Annotated in this window: 27 protein-coding genes; 6 read left to right on the top strand and 21 right to left on the bottom strand. The window is 56.8% G+C overall.

Features of this window, described 5'->3' with window-relative positions:
- Positions 1–208 precede the first annotated feature (208 nt).
- Both V5E99_RS06805 and V5E99_RS06800 read left to right on the top strand, forming a co-directional pair.
- Complete coding sequence (locus tag V5E99_RS06805) at positions 209–577, top strand: hypothetical protein (RefSeq protein ID WP_499801746.1); 369 nt, start codon at positions 209–211, stop codon at positions 575–577.
- Between the two features lie 30 nt (positions 578–607).
- A complete protein-coding gene (locus tag V5E99_RS06800; protein ID WP_499801745.1) occupies positions 608–1,300 on the top strand; it encodes an SOS response-associated peptidase family protein in 693 nt (230 codons plus the stop codon).
- On the opposite strand, the gene V5E99_RS06795 is transcribed toward V5E99_RS06800, so the two are convergent.
- The 11 genes from V5E99_RS06795 to V5E99_RS06745 form a co-directional block, all read right to left on the bottom strand.
- A complete protein-coding gene (locus V5E99_RS06795; protein ID WP_499801744.1) occupies positions 1,281–1,796 on the bottom strand; it encodes a lysis system spanin subunit in 516 nt (171 codons plus the stop codon). The two genes, V5E99_RS06800 and V5E99_RS06795, sit on opposite strands and share 20 nt — an antisense overlap.
- Positions 1,793–2,218: a cell wall hydrolase gene (locus V5E99_RS06790; protein WP_499801743.1), complete on the bottom strand. Its 426-nt coding sequence runs from the start codon at positions 2,216–2,218 to the stop codon at positions 1,793–1,795. Before V5E99_RS06790 ends, V5E99_RS06795 begins: the two co-directional genes overlap by 4 nt.
- 43 nt (positions 2,219–2,261) lie before the next feature.
- On the bottom strand, positions 2,262–3,443 hold the full coding sequence (locus V5E99_RS06785) for a phage tail fiber protein (RefSeq protein ID WP_499801742.1): 1,182 nt from the start codon (positions 3,441–3,443) through the stop codon (positions 2,262–2,264).
- A 24-nt stretch (positions 3,444–3,467) separates the two neighbouring features.
- On the bottom strand, positions 3,468–4,145 hold the full coding sequence (locus V5E99_RS06780) for a hypothetical protein (protein ID WP_499801741.1): 678 nt from the start codon (positions 4,143–4,145) through the stop codon (positions 3,468–3,470).
- Positions 4,145–4,468, bottom strand: coding sequence for a hypothetical protein (locus V5E99_RS06775; RefSeq protein ID WP_499801740.1), 324 nt, complete (start codon positions 4,466–4,468; stop codon positions 4,145–4,147). Before V5E99_RS06775 ends, V5E99_RS06780 begins: the two co-directional genes overlap by 1 nt.
- The gene (locus V5E99_RS06770) at positions 4,465–8,277 is read right to left on the bottom strand and encodes a TipJ family phage tail tip protein (protein ID WP_499801739.1); all 3,813 of its coding nucleotides are present in this window, start codon (positions 8,275–8,277) and stop codon (positions 4,465–4,467) included. The genes V5E99_RS06775 and V5E99_RS06770 overlap by 4 nt, the downstream gene beginning before the upstream one ends.
- 8 nt (positions 8,278–8,285) lie before the next feature.
- Positions 8,286–8,879, bottom strand: coding sequence for a tail assembly protein (locus V5E99_RS06765; protein ID WP_499801738.1), 594 nt, complete (start codon positions 8,877–8,879; stop codon positions 8,286–8,288).
- A 55-nt stretch (positions 8,880–8,934) separates the two neighbouring features.
- On the bottom strand, positions 8,935–9,357 hold the full coding sequence (locus tag V5E99_RS06760) for a hypothetical protein (RefSeq protein ID WP_499801737.1): 423 nt from the start codon (positions 9,355–9,357) through the stop codon (positions 8,935–8,937).
- A gap of 33 nt (positions 9,358–9,390) precedes the next feature.
- The gene (gene bamE, locus V5E99_RS06755) at positions 9,391–9,678 is read right to left on the bottom strand and encodes an outer membrane protein assembly factor BamE domain-containing protein (RefSeq protein ID WP_499801736.1); all 288 of its coding nucleotides are present in this window, start codon (positions 9,676–9,678) and stop codon (positions 9,391–9,393) included.
- Positions 9,679–9,737: 59 nt separating this feature from the next.
- Complete coding sequence (locus V5E99_RS06750; RefSeq protein WP_499801735.1) at positions 9,738–10,079, bottom strand: hypothetical protein; 342 nt, start codon at positions 10,077–10,079, stop codon at positions 9,738–9,740.
- A gap of 93 nt (positions 10,080–10,172) precedes the next feature.
- The gene (locus tag V5E99_RS06745; RefSeq protein WP_499801734.1) at positions 10,173–10,454 is read right to left on the bottom strand and encodes a hypothetical protein; all 282 of its coding nucleotides are present in this window, start codon (positions 10,452–10,454) and stop codon (positions 10,173–10,175) included.
- A gap of 187 nt (positions 10,455–10,641) precedes the next feature.
- Between V5E99_RS06745 and V5E99_RS06740 the strand changes: the two genes are divergently transcribed.
- Entirely contained in the window at positions 10,642–11,247 is a 606-nt protein-coding gene (locus V5E99_RS06740) for a hypothetical protein (RefSeq protein ID WP_499801733.1), read from the top strand.
- Positions 11,248–11,456: 209 nt separating this feature from the next.
- On the opposite strand, the gene V5E99_RS06735 is transcribed toward V5E99_RS06740, so the two are convergent.
- The 10 genes from V5E99_RS06735 to V5E99_RS06690 form a co-directional block, all read right to left on the bottom strand.
- Positions 11,457–12,125: a Mov34/MPN/PAD-1 family protein gene (locus tag V5E99_RS06735; protein WP_499801732.1), complete on the bottom strand. Its 669-nt coding sequence runs from the start codon at positions 12,123–12,125 to the stop codon at positions 11,457–11,459.
- A 1-nt stretch (position 12,126) separates the two neighbouring features.
- Positions 12,127–12,516, bottom strand: coding sequence for a hypothetical protein (locus V5E99_RS06730; protein WP_499801731.1), 390 nt, complete (start codon positions 12,514–12,516; stop codon positions 12,127–12,129).
- Positions 12,517–12,518: 2 nt separating this feature from the next.
- Positions 12,519–12,896 (bottom strand): hypothetical protein, encoded by a 378-nt coding sequence (locus tag V5E99_RS06725; protein ID WP_499801730.1) that lies wholly within the window; start codon positions 12,894–12,896, stop codon positions 12,519–12,521.
- A 9-nt stretch (positions 12,897–12,905) separates the two neighbouring features.
- The gene (locus V5E99_RS06720) at positions 12,906–13,211 is read right to left on the bottom strand and encodes a HeH/LEM domain-containing protein (RefSeq protein ID WP_499801729.1); all 306 of its coding nucleotides are present in this window, start codon (positions 13,209–13,211) and stop codon (positions 12,906–12,908) included.
- 58 nt (positions 13,212–13,269) lie between these two features.
- Positions 13,270–13,737 carry a hypothetical protein gene (locus V5E99_RS06715; protein ID WP_499801728.1) on the bottom strand — a complete coding sequence of 156 codons (468 nt, stop codon included), beginning with the start codon at positions 13,735–13,737 and terminating at the stop codon, positions 13,270–13,272.
- Between the two features lie 227 nt (positions 13,738–13,964).
- Entirely contained in the window at positions 13,965–14,261 is a 297-nt protein-coding gene (locus V5E99_RS06710) for a hypothetical protein (protein ID WP_499801727.1), read from the bottom strand.
- Complete coding sequence (locus V5E99_RS06705; RefSeq protein ID WP_499801726.1) at positions 14,261–14,674, bottom strand: phage regulatory CII family protein; 414 nt, start codon at positions 14,672–14,674, stop codon at positions 14,261–14,263. The genes V5E99_RS06710 and V5E99_RS06705 overlap by 1 nt, the downstream gene beginning before the upstream one ends.
- 184 nt (positions 14,675–14,858) lie before the next feature.
- Entirely contained in the window at positions 14,859–15,110 is a 252-nt protein-coding gene (locus V5E99_RS06700; RefSeq protein ID WP_499801725.1) for a hypothetical protein, read from the bottom strand.
- Between the two features lie 22 nt (positions 15,111–15,132).
- Positions 15,133–15,486, bottom strand: coding sequence for a hypothetical protein (locus V5E99_RS06695; protein ID WP_499801724.1), 354 nt, complete (start codon positions 15,484–15,486; stop codon positions 15,133–15,135).
- Positions 15,487–15,522: 36 nt separating this feature from the next.
- The gene (locus V5E99_RS06690) at positions 15,523–15,762 is read right to left on the bottom strand and encodes a transcriptional regulator (RefSeq protein WP_499801723.1); all 240 of its coding nucleotides are present in this window, start codon (positions 15,760–15,762) and stop codon (positions 15,523–15,525) included.
- Positions 15,763–15,863: 101 nt separating this feature from the next.
- On the opposite strand from V5E99_RS06690, the gene V5E99_RS06685 reads away from it, so the two are divergent.
- The 3 genes from V5E99_RS06685 to V5E99_RS06675 are packed head-to-tail and all read left to right on the top strand — an operon-like array spanning position 15,864 to position 18,062.
- Positions 15,864–16,421: a helix-turn-helix domain-containing protein gene (locus V5E99_RS06685; RefSeq protein ID WP_499801722.1), complete on the top strand. Its 558-nt coding sequence runs from the start codon at positions 15,864–15,866 to the stop codon at positions 16,419–16,421.
- Positions 16,390–17,184, top strand: coding sequence for a HipA family kinase (locus V5E99_RS06680; RefSeq protein WP_499801721.1), 795 nt, complete (start codon positions 16,390–16,392; stop codon positions 17,182–17,184). Before V5E99_RS06685 ends, V5E99_RS06680 begins: the two co-directional genes overlap by 32 nt.
- Entirely contained in the window at positions 17,181–18,062 is an 882-nt protein-coding gene (locus tag V5E99_RS06675) for a hypothetical protein (protein ID WP_499801720.1), read from the top strand. The genes V5E99_RS06680 and V5E99_RS06675 overlap by 4 nt, the downstream gene beginning before the upstream one ends.
- The last annotated feature ends 305 nt before the right edge of the window (positions 18,063–18,367 follow it).

The following is an 18,367-nucleotide window of genomic DNA, read 5'->3' as shown; positions in this document are numbered from 1 at the left end:
AAACCGGGCACTTCCTTACTTTGGAATACCCGGTTTACACCCTCATTACACGGTCATTGGTACAAAAATTGGTACAAGCTCCATTCCCTTCTTAGGCGTCCTGCCTACCGTTCGTCACTTCAAAACCCTACAGCTCGTCGCCTCAATCTCGCCCGATCACGTCGTCTCGATTACTGTATATCCAAACAGTATCTATAAGGCGCACCCTGTGGACCCCCTCGACATCGAAGACACAAGCGACTGGCTTGGAAGTCCGACCGAACTGGAAACCATCACCCATTACAAATTGATGCTGGAAAACGAAGTCCAGGAACTGACCCTGCAACTGCGTAAAGCACGGGAGGACATCTTCGGCTTGGTGCAGATGCATGGCGAAGCCTCCGTCGAGCGTGATGCTCTACGCGCTGAACTCGCAAAGGCACAAACAGAACTCTCGGCAGCACACCGTAGAGCCACTGAGATAGAAACGAAAAGCAACTGGGAGTTGATGGCTTGCAACAAGCAGATCAGCGAGCTGGTACTGAAAATTCGCAAGCTAAAGGGCGAGGATGTTCCGGCATGGCAAATCCGTGGCTAAGCTTCAATTTCAGCCGGAGAAAAATTGCATATGTGCGGACGACTCTCCCAGTACAGCGGTATCCATGACTTCGTGGCGGCGCTCAGCATGCCCAACGCCTTGGTGAATAATGCCGGCGACCAGCCCTTCGCGCGCTACAACGCCGCGCCCTCAACTCAGCTTGCCCTCTTCCACCAAGAGGAGAATGTGCTGCACGCCGACATGGTGCGCTGGGGCTGGCGTCCACACTGGGCCAAAGATAGGGCGGCGCCGATCAACGCCCGGGTCGAGAAAGTCGCTCACGGCCCGTTCTTCCGCGCAATCTGGCCGCACCGGGCAATCATCGCGATCGACAACTGGTTCGAATGGGTGGATGAAGGCGGACCGAAGAAGCAGCCCTACCTGATTCGTCGGAAAGACCAGGCACCGATCCTGTGCGCCGCCATCGGCCAGTACCCTAATACCGAGCACGAACCCAGCGAGCACGACGGCTTCGTGATCATCACCGCCGACAGCGCTGGCGGGATGGTGGACATCCACGACCGGCGCCCGGTGACGCTGTCGCCGGAACTGGCCCGGGAATGGCTGGACCCGGCCACGCCGAAAGAGCGCGCCGAGCAGATGGTGATGCTGCAGGGGGAACCGACCGAGGCGTTTGAATGGTTCCAAGTGGACCGCGCCATTGGCAGCGTGCGCAATCAGGGGTCAGAACTGATCGAGCCTATCAACGATTCAACTCTTTGACATATGCCTGGCACGCGGCCAGCGCGATCAGTCCTTGGTCGCCGTCGTCGGTGATGGCGATAATTCGTTGAGCATGCGCTGGGTCAAGTCGGGCGCGCGCTCCTCCATGAGCCACGCCGCCGGTTGCGGCACCGGTTGGCACTGAACAGCCACCGGCTGAATCCGCTGCGTCGATGAGGACTGACAGCCGCAAATCAGAAGTGGCAAGACGATCGCGCAGGCGAGCCTGATTGGTTTGAGCATCGGTCAGTTCCTTGTGGTGGGTTTGGTCGCTGCCCGAAAGACGCTGCTCCAGCGCCAGGCGTTTGTCCTGATCGGCGCGCACCTGGGCGGCGGCCGCGTTGCTGATGGCGTTCAGGTCGTCCTGATGGAGGCCGGTCTGTTCGGCGAGCTGCTTGCCATAGCGCCAGTCCTGTACCTTCCAAGTGCCGCCGGCGGTGATCAGCAGCAGCACCAACATCCCGGCCAGCGCCACCTTCAGCCCAACCGGGCTCACGGCACATCCTTGAAGAAGACGTGCCCGCCGATAATCACCGTCTGCTTGGCCTTCGCCGTCCAGGCCGGGGCCTTCTTCATGGCGGTAGCGTAATAGTGGGTGGCGCCGCCGGTTGGATCAGGCACCTTGCCGTCGATCACCTGGTCACCAGCGATGCGCACCTGAGCCAGTTCGCGGAACGGGATCGACTTTGCGCCGGACAGGTACGGGTAATTTGGGTCGTTCGAGTTCCAGCAACTGAACTGGTACTTGGCCTGGCACACGCCGGTGTAGCCCTCGCCCCACCATGACTTGTCCTTGCCGTCGTTCACACGATTGCGAATGGTCCAGGCCACGGCAATCTGCCCGGCCAGGCTTTCGCCACGGGCCTCACCCCACAGCGTGCGGGCGAGGATGTCGCGGTCTTTATCGGTTGCAGTCATCACTTTTCTCCAGGCAAGAAAAAGCCCGCTCAGTGGCGGGCTGTTATTCGGTTTCGGTGAGCGGCGATGGTAGCGGCTCTACGGCGGGCATTTCCAAACGCACGTCGATCCAGCTATTGAGCGGCACATCCAGCGGAGCCCCGCGACCGTGAATCATTTCCCCATCTTCCGACAGGGTCCAGCGCTGTTTGAACAAGCGGATGATCACTACGCCGTCGGCACCCTGCTCGCTTTCAGTGATACCGAGCGTACCGCCGCCGTCTGGCGAGCAAGGGTCCTGAGTTCGCCAGCCTTCCAAGGCGAGGCCCAGGCTGCCGGTTACGCGATACGCGCCAACGCCAAGGCGCTCAACGCTCACACCGCGTGCTTCATTGTTCGCAACACCCCAGGCGCCAGCAGATTCGAACGTCTGCTCGTTCAAGTCCCGGCGCTGGCTATCGACGACGTTAGCAATGCGCAGGATCGGCGATGCAGCAGACAGTACGCCGCCAGAGCCGCGAGTGGTGTTGCCGGTGTGGTACAGCTCAATCCAAGGCGTTACGGCCCCGTCATAGATCGACTGAAATTTCACAGTGCCGGAGTTCCCGGCAAGCCCATAAGGCCAAGCGATTGTCAGCCTGTTGGAACCGTCCGAGTGTCGCAAGATCTGCTTGTACCAATACCCGGTACCGCCGGTTGGCATACCCGCAGAGCCTGGCGGGTAAAGGTTTGGATCAATCCCGTGTACAGCATTCGTCAGCCAGCTTTGAGCAACGCTCGTTTTCGTCCGACCCGAAGCATAGGCGTCAGCCACGTTCCCGAGTTCATAGCCGATGGCCGCTGTCGCTGCTGTGCCCAGGCCCAAACCAGCGCGCGCGGCAAGTTGGGTATTACCACCGGTACCACCCTTCGCTACTGGCACAATGTTCTCGACGGAAACCGAGCCGAGACCGGCCAGGGTGGCACCCCACTGATCGACGAGCTGTCGCAGCCGATCAGCGGACTCTTTGACGTAGCCCTGAAGCGGCGCCAGCGCATAACTGCCCGCAGCGTTGGTTGCGCCCTGGTAGTTCGGGGAGATCGACACGGCCGTGTTGCTGGCAATGTTCGTTACCTCGTACCAATCCCCGTCGGGGCCACGAAAGGCGTCACCGACACGGCTGTTTGCGATGAAAGCCGTGCCCGTTCCTATAACGGCATTGGAGTTTTGAGTAACAGAAACCGTCCCGGCTTTATACCAAGGCATAGAAACTTCCTTTGAAGAGTTAAATTAAACCGCGAGTTTTGCAAATACCACAGACAAGAAAAAGGCGAAGGGATTAGTGAACCCGTCAGTTACTGCATATAGAACACCGGAATTGAAGTCCCAGAGTGTTTTTATCGATCGGCCCGCAGGCGAGCCTGTAACCATATTCATCCCAAATGTATTTATTAGCAGGTATTCGTTTTCGGGAAAGTTGAAAGATACGGTGTAAAAATTACGAGTACTTGTAGTTGGGGTAGTTTCAGATCGAACATATGTCCAATTCTGAAAAGAACGAGTGAACAGCGCTGTTGGTGTACCTGAATCAAAGAGCAGCTTTGATCCCCCGTCCCACAATCGCATTCCGTACGATGCAACAGGCTGGGCACCGAAGGTTGCTGCAAAGTAGCGCCCGTTTGGCTGGTTGGTGTTTACGTCGTACGCCCGGACGTAGAAGCCGGTCCAGTTGCCGGCCGATCCAGTCAGTTGCATGGCCGTGAGCCCTGCCACGCCACCGGTATCTGGCCGGCAAAACACCAGCGGTGGTTCTTGGCTGGTAATTATCCGAGGAAAGTAAGTGCTTGATCCAAGTCCAGACTCCTGTGTTGGGGCATAACGTCCGCTACAAATTACGTTTAGCCTGGCAAACTCTGAATCAATCACCACCTGATTGCTGTTGTTGATAAAACTTAGGCCGTAAGTCATTAGGCAAACCTGATTACCATCAGTCGCATGGTCCCGCTAGTTGAAAGACTTGCCGCAAACGTGCGCGTGTAGTTGTAGACGCGCGCGATGCCGGACACCATTTCGGTTTCGAATTGTCGAGCACTATTTTCATCGTAAGGACCGATGGGAATTACGATCGCGACGGAGTTGGATGCATCGCAGCCCACAACAGCGAAGTCCTGATTGGCCTTGGTATTGTTGGCAAAGGTGACCAGAGTCGACAACACCACGCGCATGGTGAAAGAGTTCTCATCAACCTGAAGCGTGCCATCGCCACCCCAGATCCGCATTCCATGGCTCATTCCGTCAGATCCCCCAGTTGCACACGTTTAACACCGCCGGCGTCAAACACTCGGACGGAGCGGTTGGTGATGACGAGCCTCCCGCCGCCAGCGACGACACCATTGATTTCAAGCGTGCCATCCTTGTTCAGAATCCATCCTTGCTGACCGGCAACGTAGTTCGTCGAGCTGATGTAGCTACCAATCTTCGCGTTGGTGATCGTGCCGTCCTGGATGAACCCCGACCTGATGAACACATCGCCGCCGGTCACGGCAAACGGTGAGGACAGTTTGCCGTCGATGCCGTTGACCACCGCGAACGTATCCGCGCTAACAAGGAATGTGCTTTGCAGCCCGCCCGGCCCGTTTTCGATGCCCAGGCCGATGCCAGCCGCGACATATTGGCCGTTGGCGTTCACCTGCATCTTCACCGCCCACATCGTCGACAGCTTGCCGTCGGTATCGGCCTGGGCGCGTGTGGTCACCTGAATCGACGCGCGCGCCTCCCAAGACTCCAAGGCATTGGCTAGATCCCCTTCGTCAGTTCCGTCACGCACATTGCCGGCGACCGCCTCCAGCGTGGTGGTTTGCGACGCCAGCGACTTGTTGGTATCGGCCAGAGACTCCGTGACAGTCAGGACAGCCGCCGAGTTGTCATCGACTTCGCTTTGCAACTGATCGATGCGCTCCGCCTTAGCCATCTGATCGGTGGCCACCACCTGTTCGAGCGTGGTAAGTCCGGAGGTGTTCTCACCAACCTGTGCCTCCATGACGGTCAAGCGCGATACGGCGGCCTCGCTCTCTGTCGCACGCGTGCGAACCTCTTGCGCGAAAGACGCGGTGCTGCTCCACCCCTTAAGCGCATCGGCCAACTCGCCTTCCCCGTCATCCGCCCGCCAGTTGGCTTGCAGTGATTGAAGGGTCGAGGCCTGAGCAATCACCTTGCCGTCCACGGTTTCAATCGAGGTTTTGTTCTGCTGGATCTGCAGCGCCATCGCCTGAGTGGTTTCGGCAATGGTGCCCATGTCGAACCAGTAGGTCGGGTTGGGTGGCGTGGTGTTGACCGGTACCGGGCCAACGGCTTGATACAGGTGCTGGCCCTGCCGAACGATCTCACCATTTGCATAGGCCTTGCCCGGGTCATAAGCCAGAGAATCCGTTATCTGATCAATCAGGCTCTCAAGATCCTGTTTGGCCTGCTCAAGGCGATCGTTTACAGATCCAGGGCCGCTGCCGGAAATCTTGTCGATCTCATCCTGCAACTCCTGTCCCAGCTCCGACTCACCGATCTGGCCGGCAATCAGGTCAAGAATCGGCCCGGCCTCCGAACTGGCTTGTCCAAGCACTCCGTTGACCACAGGGTAGAACGGCCCGACATTGCCGGTCCGGTCCACCAGCCGCGCCCAGAAAAAGAAACTGGCACCGGCCTGCAGGCTCTGCATGCGGTAGTCGCCCTGCGGATAAGCCAGGTCGGCCAGCTTGGTCGCCGCTGGCAGGCTGTTCGCCGGCCCATACCAGATCTCGGTACGCTGGGTGTCTTCGGCGCCAGCGGGGAAACCCCACTTTATGCTGATCCCGAACAGTTCGCTTGTGGTGGTCAGGAAAGACACTGCCGGCGGCAGGCCTTCTTTGCCCTTTAGGTTGGTCAGAATCGAGTTTCGCCAGATCGACGAGATATCGAAAGCGCTGACGGCGCGCACACGGGCAACATAGGCGCCTGCGTAAATACCCGTGACGTCGACACCGGTGGAACCCGTGCGCGGCATCTTGATCCAGTTGCCGCTGTCTTTGCGCCACTCCACGTCATAGCCGACGGCGCCTGGCACCGCCGGCCAGGTGATCGTCATCGTCGCGACGGCAATGCCCTGGGACACAACCGAGCTCGATGTGACGGTAACGCTGGCCGGGGCCGGAACCACGGTGATCGGGATAACACTGATCGGGCGCTCTTCTAGGCGCGCGCCGGTGTCGATGTGAGCGAATTTGCTTGGGTCGTACTGGACGGCCGAGATCTCAAATACACCAGGCTCTGGCCGGGACACGCTGGTCACGCGGTACAGAGGCACAGCCAGGTCGTCGGCATCGAGCGCCCAAACGAGTTCAGGTTCTGGCGCAGCCGAATACGCGACTGTCACAGTCACCACGCGGCCCGCGACCGATTGAACGGTACGACCTTCGCACTTGCCGTTCGACAGGTTCAGGATCAGCCGGTCACCGGCCTTGGCCTGGGTGTCACGGTCGAGCGTGATAGCACGGCCATTCACCGCAGCAATGCGGCCACCAATGGGCCGGCCCGCCAGCAGCTCATCAGCGATGGGGATGACGTAGCCGGGCATCGGAATGCGGCCATCGAGGCCGACGCGGAAGCTGACGGCACGGTCTTTGGAGTTGGTGAGCAAAGCCCATTTGCCGCGGCGCTGCGCTTCGGACTCCCGGGTGCAGCCGATCGCACTGATCTCCAGCGGGTTGTCGCCGTAGCGCCGCTGCAGCTTGGCGTCGGTCACGGCGGTGACGTCGGTGTCGTAGTTGTTCGCCGGATTGTCGTAGCTGATCAGGGCGCGGCTGTATCGGGTGCGCTCCGATGCGCTCGAGTAGGTGAACTTGCCGTCGATCACGTTCGCCCGGGTGTAGGCGAAATCGAAATCGGTGGCGCGGGGCATGTCGGACAGCGTGAAGACCTGGCCCTGGGCCCAGTAAGTCATGCCGCGATAGATCGCCGAGATATCGCGCAGCAGCGACCAGGCGTCAGCCTTGCTTTGCAGGTTCAGGCTGCAAATGAAGCGCGGCTCCATACCACCCTTCCCGTCCGGCACCGGCTGATCGCAGTACTGGGCGATCCTGTACAGCTCCCACTTATCGACCATCCAGGGCTTGATACGGCGGCCCAGGCCAAAACGGTCGGCAGTCGTGATGTCGTAGGTCATCCAGGTCGGGTTATCGGTCCACGCCTGCTTGAAAGTGCCATCCCAAATCCCGGTGTACGAACGCAAAACAGGATCGTAGTTGCTCGGCACCGACATAATTTTCAGCTCGGTATCGACCGTCACCGCAGGAATGCTTCGAAACTGCTCAGCGGAAAACTCAATGTAGAGCAGTGCGGTGTTCGGGTACCGCAGCTTTGCGTCGATGACTTCGGTGAAGCCGGCGATCTGCATCGTGTCAGCGATTTTGTTGTTGTTCTGATTGGGCGTGATTCGGGTGACCCGCATCAGCCAGCCAGTGGTCGCGGCTGGCAGATCAATGCGACGGGTGCGCTCGTAAGTACTGGTGGTCTTGCCGTCAACAGCCTCGCTCAGCACTTGCTGATACGCGCCACCGTCCGTGGCCAGTTCGACCTTGTATTCAATCCGGTAACCGTTCACGTTGCCGCTGGCGTCGACCGACTGAAGAGCTGGCCAAGCAAAACGCAGGCGCACCGCCGACAGTTCTATGTTGCTGATCGCCCGCACCCAAGGCGTGCCGCTGCGCAGCTCGATGCCCAAGGTGGTTTCGTTTTCTACCGACGGAATGCCCTGGATGTAGCCTTGCTCAACAGAGCCGTTGCGATACTCCCACTTCACGTTCGGGAAGTTCATATTGCCCTGAGGATCTTGCAGCGGCGTGTTGTCGAGATAGATGTCCTGTGCCGTCGGGTTGCCGGCGAACTCGCCCTCTCCCATCGCAATGAGGATCTTGGCCACGGCCACCGAGCGCAGGCTGTCTGGTGCTTCGGTTGGAGTCTTTGGTTTGTCCGATCCGCCCTTGGCGCCGTAAATATCGAGCTGCTGTGCTGCGCCCATGCTTTTCTCCAGGCAATAAAAAACCGCCTCTTGGGCGGCTGTGGTGTTCATCGTCTTGGCTACATCTGGTCCTCGGCGTAAATCGCGGCGCTGATAATTGCCCCGCCTACACGCCGCTTGCCGTAACAGAGCGGGACCGGGTTGCCGGATGCCGTGGTGTTCTTGGCGCTGCCGAAGGCGTAGCCGGGGGTGTTTTCTGGGGCGGCGCTGGTTTTGAGGCCGCCGGCCTGGGGGCTGAGTAATTGGATGACGCCGCCGGCGACGAGCCCAATACCTGCGCCAACCAAAGGCGCGCCAAAAGGTGTGGCGGAGGCAAAAACACCTACAACGATCAGGATCGCGCCAACGATGGTCTGGAGAATTCCGCCTCGCTTGCTGCCGACTATGACCGGTGCGATACGGATATCACCACTGCCGCTGTAGCCGAGCTCTCCCTCACCGATGTTCTTTCCTTTGCGAAAAACCGCAAATTCGAGCCCCCTAGATTTGGCATTTGAAATAAATCGCTCGAAACCGGGTATCTGGACGCAGAGCGCTTTTATCGCTTCGGCCGGAGACTTAACGGAAAGCCTGAACGACTTTCCAAACTGTCGAAGCTGGCCATGCAAACGGATTATGGTCATGGGCTGGTAGTTGATGGCTGACGTGCACATTGATTTTTTCCAGGCAATAAAAAACCGCCCGGAGGCGGCTATTTGAATTTTAAAATCAGTTGTAATCGACGTAGGGGCCTATGTAGAACCCGGCCATATCGCCGCTGATTCTGTAAAGGCTTTCCTTGCCTGACTGGACATTCGCAGAGATAGTCCGAATTGCAGCACCTGCACATAGGCCAGATCCGGCCAGGCCTGCGCCTAGGTTTGGCGATCCGGGCGGAAGGTAAAATGTTGCACGCTGTCCTGTGCCGATTTTTGCAGCTTTGCGGCCATCCACGTATACGACGATATCGCAACCCGATCCGACAGCGCCGGAGTCTCGAACTACCGTAATCTTCCCGCTTTCACCTGATGGCTTGGATTGAAAGGCGTAAGCCTCATCTGCCGGTACCGGCTTTGCGTCTCGCACCGATATCGCTGTTGAGGCGCACCCCGCCAACAGCATCACCGCCACAGCCCCTATCAAAATACGCATGTTGTTCCCTCGTCTTATTTGGCCGAAGCAGCTTTATTTGAAGCTCGACGGAATGGTTGGCACCTCGACGACCTTCCCGTCGACCATTCTGAAGGAAATCACGCGGCTTGCACCGGTCATCCCATTTGCATGACTCCAAATCCACATCTGGCCATCGGCTCGGGAAGCCACTGAATAAGGCGGCCCCATGATTTGGGTAACCTGATCCTCAGTCATACCGACCTTCACCTTCCTGGCTTCATCGTACGAAAAATCTGTTCCTACGCAGCCTGAAAGAACAAACGCCAGAGCGGCAGCGGCTGCAAAACTGGTAATCCGCATGATTCTTCCTCGTCCTGAAAGCGAGCGACTATAGCAGCCGTGTTATTCGCCAAGCAGCTTCAACGCTGATCGATCTCAATCTTCTGGGTTGGATCAGAGCTGTATTTCTGACGCTTCAACTGCGGATCACCCTTCGCCAGGCAGAAGAAATATATTTCCGCCTCACCACATCCGCCGTGTAAAGCACACTCGCTCGCCTGCATGTGGTCGAGGAGTATTTCCCTACCCAGGGATTCACAAAATACATTTGCCTCTTTCAAGGCCTGCCCTTTTGCAGAAGCAGGGCCACCGAAAGGAACTCGCGTTGAAATCGTGTAGGTGTCCGGGCCGACCTTTATTGGGCCGCTATCGGTGCAGCCAGAAAGCAGCGCCAAGGCCAACGCCGCTACAAAAAATCTCATGCAGGTCACTCCTGTGTAAATGCGGACAATGTAGGACCAAGGCGAGATGCAAAAAAGCAAGCGACTGGTTGAGCAAAGAAGAATCAGGGGCAGTTATCGACTATCAGTCGACTTTGTAATGACCATCTTCTGATCAGGATTGCTACAGCTGATAAGAATGCTTCCGTCCGCCGTGTAGATCTTGGTGATGGTCAGAACGGATGTGTTGACAATTTGCGCTATATCGCCTGAAGGAACATTTAGTTCGGCGATGGTGTTGGCCTGAACTGCCTGACACTTCTCGAAGCTCATGCTCACGGAAGTGGACTCCGCCGCTGCGAAAGCCTGCGACGAGCTCAGTAGAACCAATGCTGCAAAACAAACACCCTTGATCATTTCGACACTTCCTTATGGTTTTTCAGCAAATCTATCATCAATCGTCCCTGTACGAATCCCCAGTAACGCCAAGCCACCCTCCGTAGTAGCCTCCTGCCTCCACGCAACGGATTTCCCAGTCCTTTGCCTGCAAGCCCAAGGACTGGGGATGCGCCAATATCGGCGCGGATAGGACCTGGAGGTCAATGTGAGTGAACAGTTCGGCAACCTCGCCGGCCCTAGCGATGCAATGAAATGCGAAATTGGTCAGATCGTGATAAACCATGCCTTATGCGATCAAGGGTTGTATGGTCTTTTCGCAGCAATTTCCGGATTGGAAGAAGCCCAATCTCAGTTAATTACTCGATCTTTGAAGCTCAAAGCGAACGCACTGCTTGATTTGCTCGTTGCGTTCCGGAGATCGAACGAGTCAGCAATTTATCCCGCAACCCTTTCGCGCATAGATGAATGCGTTGCCGACTACCGGAAGCTCTCCAATGCGCGAAATGTTGTTGCTCACTGGCATTGGGGCCTATCACCAGAAGGTGAGAATACTGCTGAAGTTGTTAACTTCTTGAGTATGAACCACGGCAACGTTGCCGGCAGACAGGTGTTTACCCTTCCAGAGCTACAATCTATTTCGTTGGGGCTACTCCGCATCAACACTTTAATGATGGTGATTGCAGTCTTGTCTTCCTCCGATATTCCTACTTTTGTGAAGGAAAAGGGGCTTCAGCAATTTGACGATATCCATGCCCAAGTGAAGGAGGCTCTTTGTGGGGTTCCAGATCTACCGGACGAAGCACTGACATAATCCTATAGATATCGTCCAGCAAGAAGGTTGTAATGTTTTGGTCGTACAGGCTGTAAACGTACTCCATCGCTGCATCTTTCATTGCCTCGGTGACTATTACCTGATGTAACTGCTCTACAGGTCGCCCAGCGAATCGTGAAAGATTCGTTAGGCTCTGCACCTCCAGCCAATCTGATAGATCACTCATAACAGTTCCCACGCATGCCGCTTCATGTGGTTGGTTGTGCATCTTTGTGCCTGAGGATCAGGCGTGTTCGGTCAAGCCAAGGCCCGCCGAAAACGATGACCTCGCTCGGGCGTCCGTACAGGTGGTGCAGCAGGAATGGCCCGGGGCCGAAGGTGTTCGAGTCTTCGCCGGTCAGCGCAGGATCAACGCCGAGGTAAATCCCTGCATGGTTCGGGTGAGCCGTACGCCCGACGGCCATGACGACCATGTCGCCGCGTTGCGGTCGATCCACCCTCACGAACCCGGCCGCCTCGTAGTTCGACTCGTACAGGCTTTCGCCGTCTGCGTTCTCCCACCAGCCATCGACTCGCTTGAAGGCTTCGAACTCCAGCCCCCACTCGCGCTTGTACCAATCAGCACAGACCTGCCAGCAATCCCAAGCGCCGTGCACGAATGGCCGGTTGAGTAGCGGCGTGCTGCCGGTCGGGGTGATGCTGCGCAGATCGCCTTCCGGCCAACTCAGGATGTGCCAGGGCAAGGCCGTGGCTTCGCACATGGCCAGGTCATGCGGGGACGGCCGACTGGTCGCATCCGGGTGGGTGTGGAAGATGCCGATCACCTCGCCCATGGCGTCGAGCCCGGCCTGGGCCTGCTCGGCGAATTGCCGAATGCTCTCGGCAAAGCTGCCGTTGAGGCCTGAGTATTTGCTCACGTCACTTCCTCAACTGAATCGTCCAGGTGGCGCCCACCGGGTCCTGGCTGACGTTTAGGGCGCGCTTCCCGCCAATGATGTCGCCGATTTTCGGTTCGGCAATCATCTCCGTCGGCACTCCCTCAACCATGACGAGCAACTCGTTCTGCAGGATCAGCAGTTTTTCGTCGGTCGTCTGGATCAACGACCCGTCGATTTCCCTGGCTAGATAGCTGCCGAACACCCCCCGGCCACCGTAGGTGGTGGTCACCTCCGGCGCCGTGCCAGTGCCGGGGTCGTATTCACCTTTCACCTTCCGGATGCCGACCACTGGCTTCACGGCATCCGCCAGCCCATCGGGATCGTCGAACGCTTCAGCCATCTCAGCCTGAATCTCATCGCGCATGCCCATGATCAGATCCTCTTGAGCATCATCACGCCGGAGCGCTTGGTCCACGGCACCAGCAGAGCCAAGGCAAAATTCTCGCCGGCGGACAGATCCGTTGACCCAGCGGCGTAAGTCTTGCTCGTCGAGGTGCCAGACTGAGCGGACACCGTCTTGCTGAGCACTTCTTTCTGGGTGGCCTTGTACAAATTGCCCCCCGCAGCCTCTTTGGCGACCTGGGCGCCGGCTGTTTTGATCTCGGTCGGAACCGGATCAGGAACAACCCGTTGAATCTTGGCGGTGAGCCAGGCGTTGGCCATGGCCACAGCAAGGACCGGATCACCGGTGCCGGCCCAGCCAGGACCCAGCGAGGCATCAACATCGGCAACAGTGATGAAGTCGGTCATGTGCAGTCCTTATTCCGCTGGCACCAGGGCCTGCAGGTCTTCTTTCTTGGCGGTTGCGTCGAAGGCGATGCCCTTGGCAGTCAGCCACTCTTTCAGTTCGGGAACCTTCATTTTGAGCGGATCAGTTTCCAGTTCGTCCTCATCGTTGCCACCGGAAACCTTGATACCGGCTGCTTGGTACGCATCGAAGATGTCCGGGGCATCGCCCTCTATGACCACCTCGGTAGCGGTGCCGATCACACCGAAGAACTCGCTGAGCAGCCGGTAGCACACGCCGCGCTCATTGCCCGGTTTGTCCGTGTAGATCACTTTCATGAGTCACCTCGAAAGCGGCAGGCGCCGACTCCGGCGCCTGGGCTATTGGGAAGCCGTATTACGGCGTGGTCACACCGCTGATCACCGCGTCGAAGAAAGCTGTCTTCGGCGCGTCGGCGGCGACCTTCTGCTCGATCATCAGGTTTTCATTGGAAAGCTCGGTGTTGTCGGCTTCCAGGGCGACAACCTTCTTCACATTGTCGGTGAGCAAAGCCAGCAAGGTGCGCGGGTCGCTGAGGGCGGCGGCGTAATCAAAGGCTGGCTTGGCGTCGAGCTCGTTCAGTCGAATCACTACCTTGCGGCGCACGGCCTTTGACTCCCGCATCAGCACGCACATGCACTGATCCTTGGTCATCCGGATGCCTTCGGACTCGGTATTGTTGGCGTTCTTCACTACGAAAGTTTCGTAGTACTCCCCTTCCAGCTCATCCTTGCAGCGAGCAGCGAAATCATTGCGCCGGACTTCTCCCTCACCGAACGAGGACCGCGCCGAGTTGACCAGGTCCAGAAGCTCAAAGCTGCTCATGGTTTCATTCCGCGACACGTTTTGCGTTTGCAGAAAACGTGTCGCGACATTGTTCGGGGTATTGACGGGGATTGATTGTGTATTCATTATTGCCTCGCTGATGTAGCAATGAGCCGGGCCGTGAACCCGGCTTTTTTGTGCCTGCGATTCAGGCGTTATAGGTGTCCGGCGCATCCGTGGTAGCTTTTTGCTTCCACACGAAAAGGCCTCGGAGGCCGGACATGTCTTTAATTGATACCCAGAACTTCAAGATCACCTGCGGTGAGTGCAGCCACCAATTCCCTCAATCGGTTGGTGACCTGAAGCTCAATGACCGATTGACCATCTGCCCCGAATGCGGGAATCGCCACCAACTCGACAAAGCCGGGTTTGAGGCTGCCGTCGCTGAGGGTGAAAAGCAGATCGAGGACCTTCAGTCGAAGGTGAGGAGCGTCGGCGAGAACCTGTTCAAGGGTGGCAAATAGGCCCTCAAGCTCGGAAAGACCGGGCTGAGCATTTATTTGAAGTGTCAGTTCGGCTTTCATCAGGCGGCCTTCACTGACTGCTTGAATACTTCAAGGCTGACGATCACTTCCTCGGCCTCTTTGAGCAGGACCGACTTCTCGCGAGAACAGACGCGGCCATCAGCCTGGGCATCGAACGCAAGACGGGTCACGTCGGCCAGATCGGCGTGCAGGCGAAGCAGCGCGGTATTCAAGTTGATGCCGTCCGGCTTTTCTTTGGGGACAAGGTCGAAACCGAAGGACTCGGCCCAGGCTTTCAGCGGACGGAAGTCCTGGGTGAACTTCATGATCCGGTGCAGCTCTTCCACGTTCATGCGATGGGTGTCGTAATCAGGGTTGGCCTTTTGCGAGAGCAGGGTCCGAGACTTGAAGTCGGCGCCCTCAGCAATCTTCCTGGTGCCGTGGTCGTCGACCACTTCGTAAATAGCCTTCATCAACTCCTGCATGTCACACCTCTGAAATTGTTACGTGGCCCGTTGCCACCTGATCCGCGATCATTCGCTCATCAACTGATCAGGGACGAATCCATGACCTACTTTTCTTCTTGGCCCCTAATGAGGTGCCAGCCCCGCTTACCCCAATCGTTGTTGCGGTGGCCCCTAATAAGGGGCCGGGGTGTTACCTCGAAGGAAAAATTGAAAACACGTTTCCTGTCCGAGCTTCTTGCGCGTAGTGATCGGCGAGGCGTCTTCGCGGGGTTGTTTTATCCGCCGCAATGCGAGCAGCGCTGCGACGCTCGACCGCCAGCTCTGTCATTTGCAAAATCCGGTCAGCGAGTTGATCCATGTCGATACCAACCTCATCAGCCCAGCGCTCAAGCTCGTCCTTCTCGTCCTGCGTGTACCGCCCTACTTCAGGTGTTGCGGACATTGGTGCCTCCTCCATGGCCTGATCAGGCGCTGAGCTTCTTGTCGTTAATCTGGGGATTGGCGTCCTGCTCTCGCTTGGCTTGCAGGGCTGACCGGATAAGTTCGCGCACTAGCGCACCAGGTTGAATTTTCAGCTCGCGGGCCAGTTCGCCCAGGGCTGGAAAGCCGTCCAGTTCGGACGACTCGCCGTCATCTACCAATGGGAAGTACCCGTAATCCTCCTTGAACCGCAGAGCGGCTAAGGTGAGGTCGCGAACCAAGGCGCCCGGCTGAATCTCACGAGCCAACGCTTCCACTTGGAGAGCGGCGTAAGCGTCGTCATTGAGGCGAGACTTCAGCTGGTGAGTGTTGCGATGCGTCTTGTTTCCGTAGGCCATGGGTTCACTTCCGCTTTCGGGGTAGAGGTGCTTGGTTTAGGCGGCGGATTTGGTGGGTTCTGAACTTCGCAGGTACGCCCAATCGATGTCCGGACGCATCTCTTCGCATGTCACGGATCGAGAGGATTCGCGCTCAATGCAGATCGCGAGGGCTGCCCCGGGACGGCGATAGCCGTAAGCAACTTGCTTGAGTTGGCCGACAGTCGTCCCGCAGCTACCCGCAAAAATCTCCAGGGCGTTTTTGTCGAATGGCTTGATGTAGTCGTGAAGATTCATGGGTGCGCCTCCGTATTGCCTCTCAGATTAGCGTTTGCTAATGCGCGAAGCAATAGCAATACGTAATTTACTGAATGCTAACTGACAGCGATGATTCATCCATGGATACCAACGAATTGCGCTTGAGGGCGCTCCGCCAATTAATAGGCGACAGTCAGCTAAAGGACTTTGCGAACCAGCACGACTTGGACGCGTCCTACATCTCTCAAATTCTCAACGGCCATAGGTCTTTCGGAGAGAGAGCTGCTGCAAATATGGAAAAAAAGATTGGGCTACCTAAAGACTATCTAGCTAGGCCTGCAGTTGGGTCCGATTCAGATACCCCTGTATCTGGAGTAAGCGCCGCCGCAGGTACTTCCTATGTAGCTCCAGCTCTAGCCAAAACGATTGCGATCGCGATTACCGAAGGACGGTTGAACGCGGCTGATATTGAGATGGTTAGAAAGCTTGTCGCGCATCTGGTCAAGAAGAACGAAGCTCAGACAATAACTTCCGTTCCAGAAAAATTAGGCGGCCTGACGGATGCTGTTTTTGCCGGATCGCAAGACGGAGAAAATGTTGATGACATGCTCAGGATGCTTCAGCACGGCCTGAAGAAATCGCAGCCTACGGATAGCGCTAAGAAAGATGAACCAACCAAAAAGAAACGCTCTAACTGACCCAACGCTGGGCGTCTATGTAAATGGTGATGCCATTGAAGACAAAGAGCTCAGAGGGCAGCATCCCCTTTTCTATGGGCTTGTCCGTTTTCCTGGCGGGCACCAGTATCACGCCTACGTAAAACTGCTCCCTCCAAAGCAAATGTATGCAGAGGTGCTGAGTGCGCTGCTCGGGCGACACCTGGGCCTTCCTATTCCATACACTTCGGTGGTGGTAGCTCGCGGCTCACAAGTCGGAGTAACTACGCCGAGAGTCATATGTCTAGCTAGCGTCGATACGGGCGCCAAGCCGATTGCAAGGATTGTCAGGCCGGACGAAGTCAGTCACGTATTGAACACTTGGTCGAGCAAGCGAGTTTCCGTTGTCTTTGATGAACTGATAGCCAATGCTGATCGGAACCTCAGAAATGTTCTGCTGGGGGCCGATGGAAAGCTTTGGCTTATTGATCATGAGGAAGCCTTAGGGGATTCGCTGACGGCGCCTCATCGAACCATCTGCAACCACTTGCTGAATCGACTAATCCAAGATGTCAGCGAATTTGAAAAGCGCAGAAGCGCTCAGCTGATCAATGACGAAGCGCTGCCCCTGAACGACTGTGACTTCGGTGCTCATGCGGAGATTGCACTGCCGGGGCCTTGTCAGGTTTCTGTCGAGCATGTCCGGGATGTGGTGGCGTTTTTGCAAGCCCGAGTACATCATATCCCGAACCTGATCGGTGGAGGAATGCACCTAAGGCAAGGCACACTTGGACTAGCCCAATGATCGAGCAAGAGACAGATTTCACCGGATTCCCTGACCTGCCCTCCTACCACGCTAACTGGGCTGCCGTGTATATGGAGCCCATTGTCCAATCAGGGGAGAGGCTCACTATCGGAGTTGTTGCCACAGACGGCAACGACCTGGCTGGCCAGTTGGCGATTTCCGATAAAGCCATGGAGTGCCTCTACGGCGAGGCCGCTCCAGGCATGAGGGCAATGATGGAGCTTGCCCTCCAAAGAGCTCTTGAGTTCGCCGGGTCTGGGTTCAGCGGGATTTTTTCAAGCGGGATCCACGGTGTCTCAATTAGCAAGCGACGGGAGGCAATCGGAGAGGATTTGGATGACATAATCCTGCAGGGTATTAGCCTTACATCGAGCCTATGTGATCTCCATGCTGATGGTGTAGCTGGCAATGGCTACGACCGAACAAGCTATTGGCAGCGCATGAGAGTCGCGATGTCTCGGGTCAATCCCGGCCTGACGAGGAATTTCGGACAACATGTTCCGGTAACTATCAAAGGCTCCGAGATTTCTCTTCCTTGTGATTACTTTTCTTCGGCGTTAGCTGTGAACATATGCGGGATGCTGCCAGGTGCTAGGCAAAGTAATCTGTTTGATATCGCTAGTTCGCGTATTACCCGTCTAGAGCAGTTGAAGAGACACGACTCTCTGATCGGTCATGACCAAAAAGCATCCCTTCTCCTCGTTACCCCTTCGGAATTACAGATAGCTAATCTGAAGGCGTCCAGTCGAAAATCTTTCAACGAGAAGATTCTCCTGCTCCAGGATATGGTTGAGGAGCTCAAGTTCAACCTCATACAGGTCCGCAGCCCTACAGAGGGGGCCAAGTCTCTAGATAATTTAGAGAAATCAGCAGCATAGGTTAAATCAGACAGAAATCAGCCCGCCATTGAGCGGGCTTTTTTTCGTCCACAGAAAAATAAATTAGCATTTGCTATTGCCAATTATTTTAGCAGTTGCTAATTTGCATCCATCGCAACCGGCACCCAATCAGGGGCCAGCTGCGAAGGGTTGAGAAACCCGCCGCTCTTTAGCTCCACCGCATCACCTTGCCGGATCCCACCGGACCAGATTCAAAGGCAGCGATGAACCGGCCTCAACGGTTCAGAGGGTTGGCAACTGACCCGGGCGTGCAGCGTAAAACGCCAAGAACAGTTATCCAGCGG

The organism is Janthinobacterium sp. LPB2021202312-11-4 (assembly GCF_037049705.1).
In the GTDB taxonomy this organism is placed as follows: domain Bacteria; phylum Pseudomonadota; class Gammaproteobacteria; order Pseudomonadales; family Pseudomonadaceae; genus Aquipseudomonas.
The sequence above is the reverse complement of the archived record's forward strand: the minus strand, read 5'-3'. Positions and strand labels throughout refer to the sequence as shown.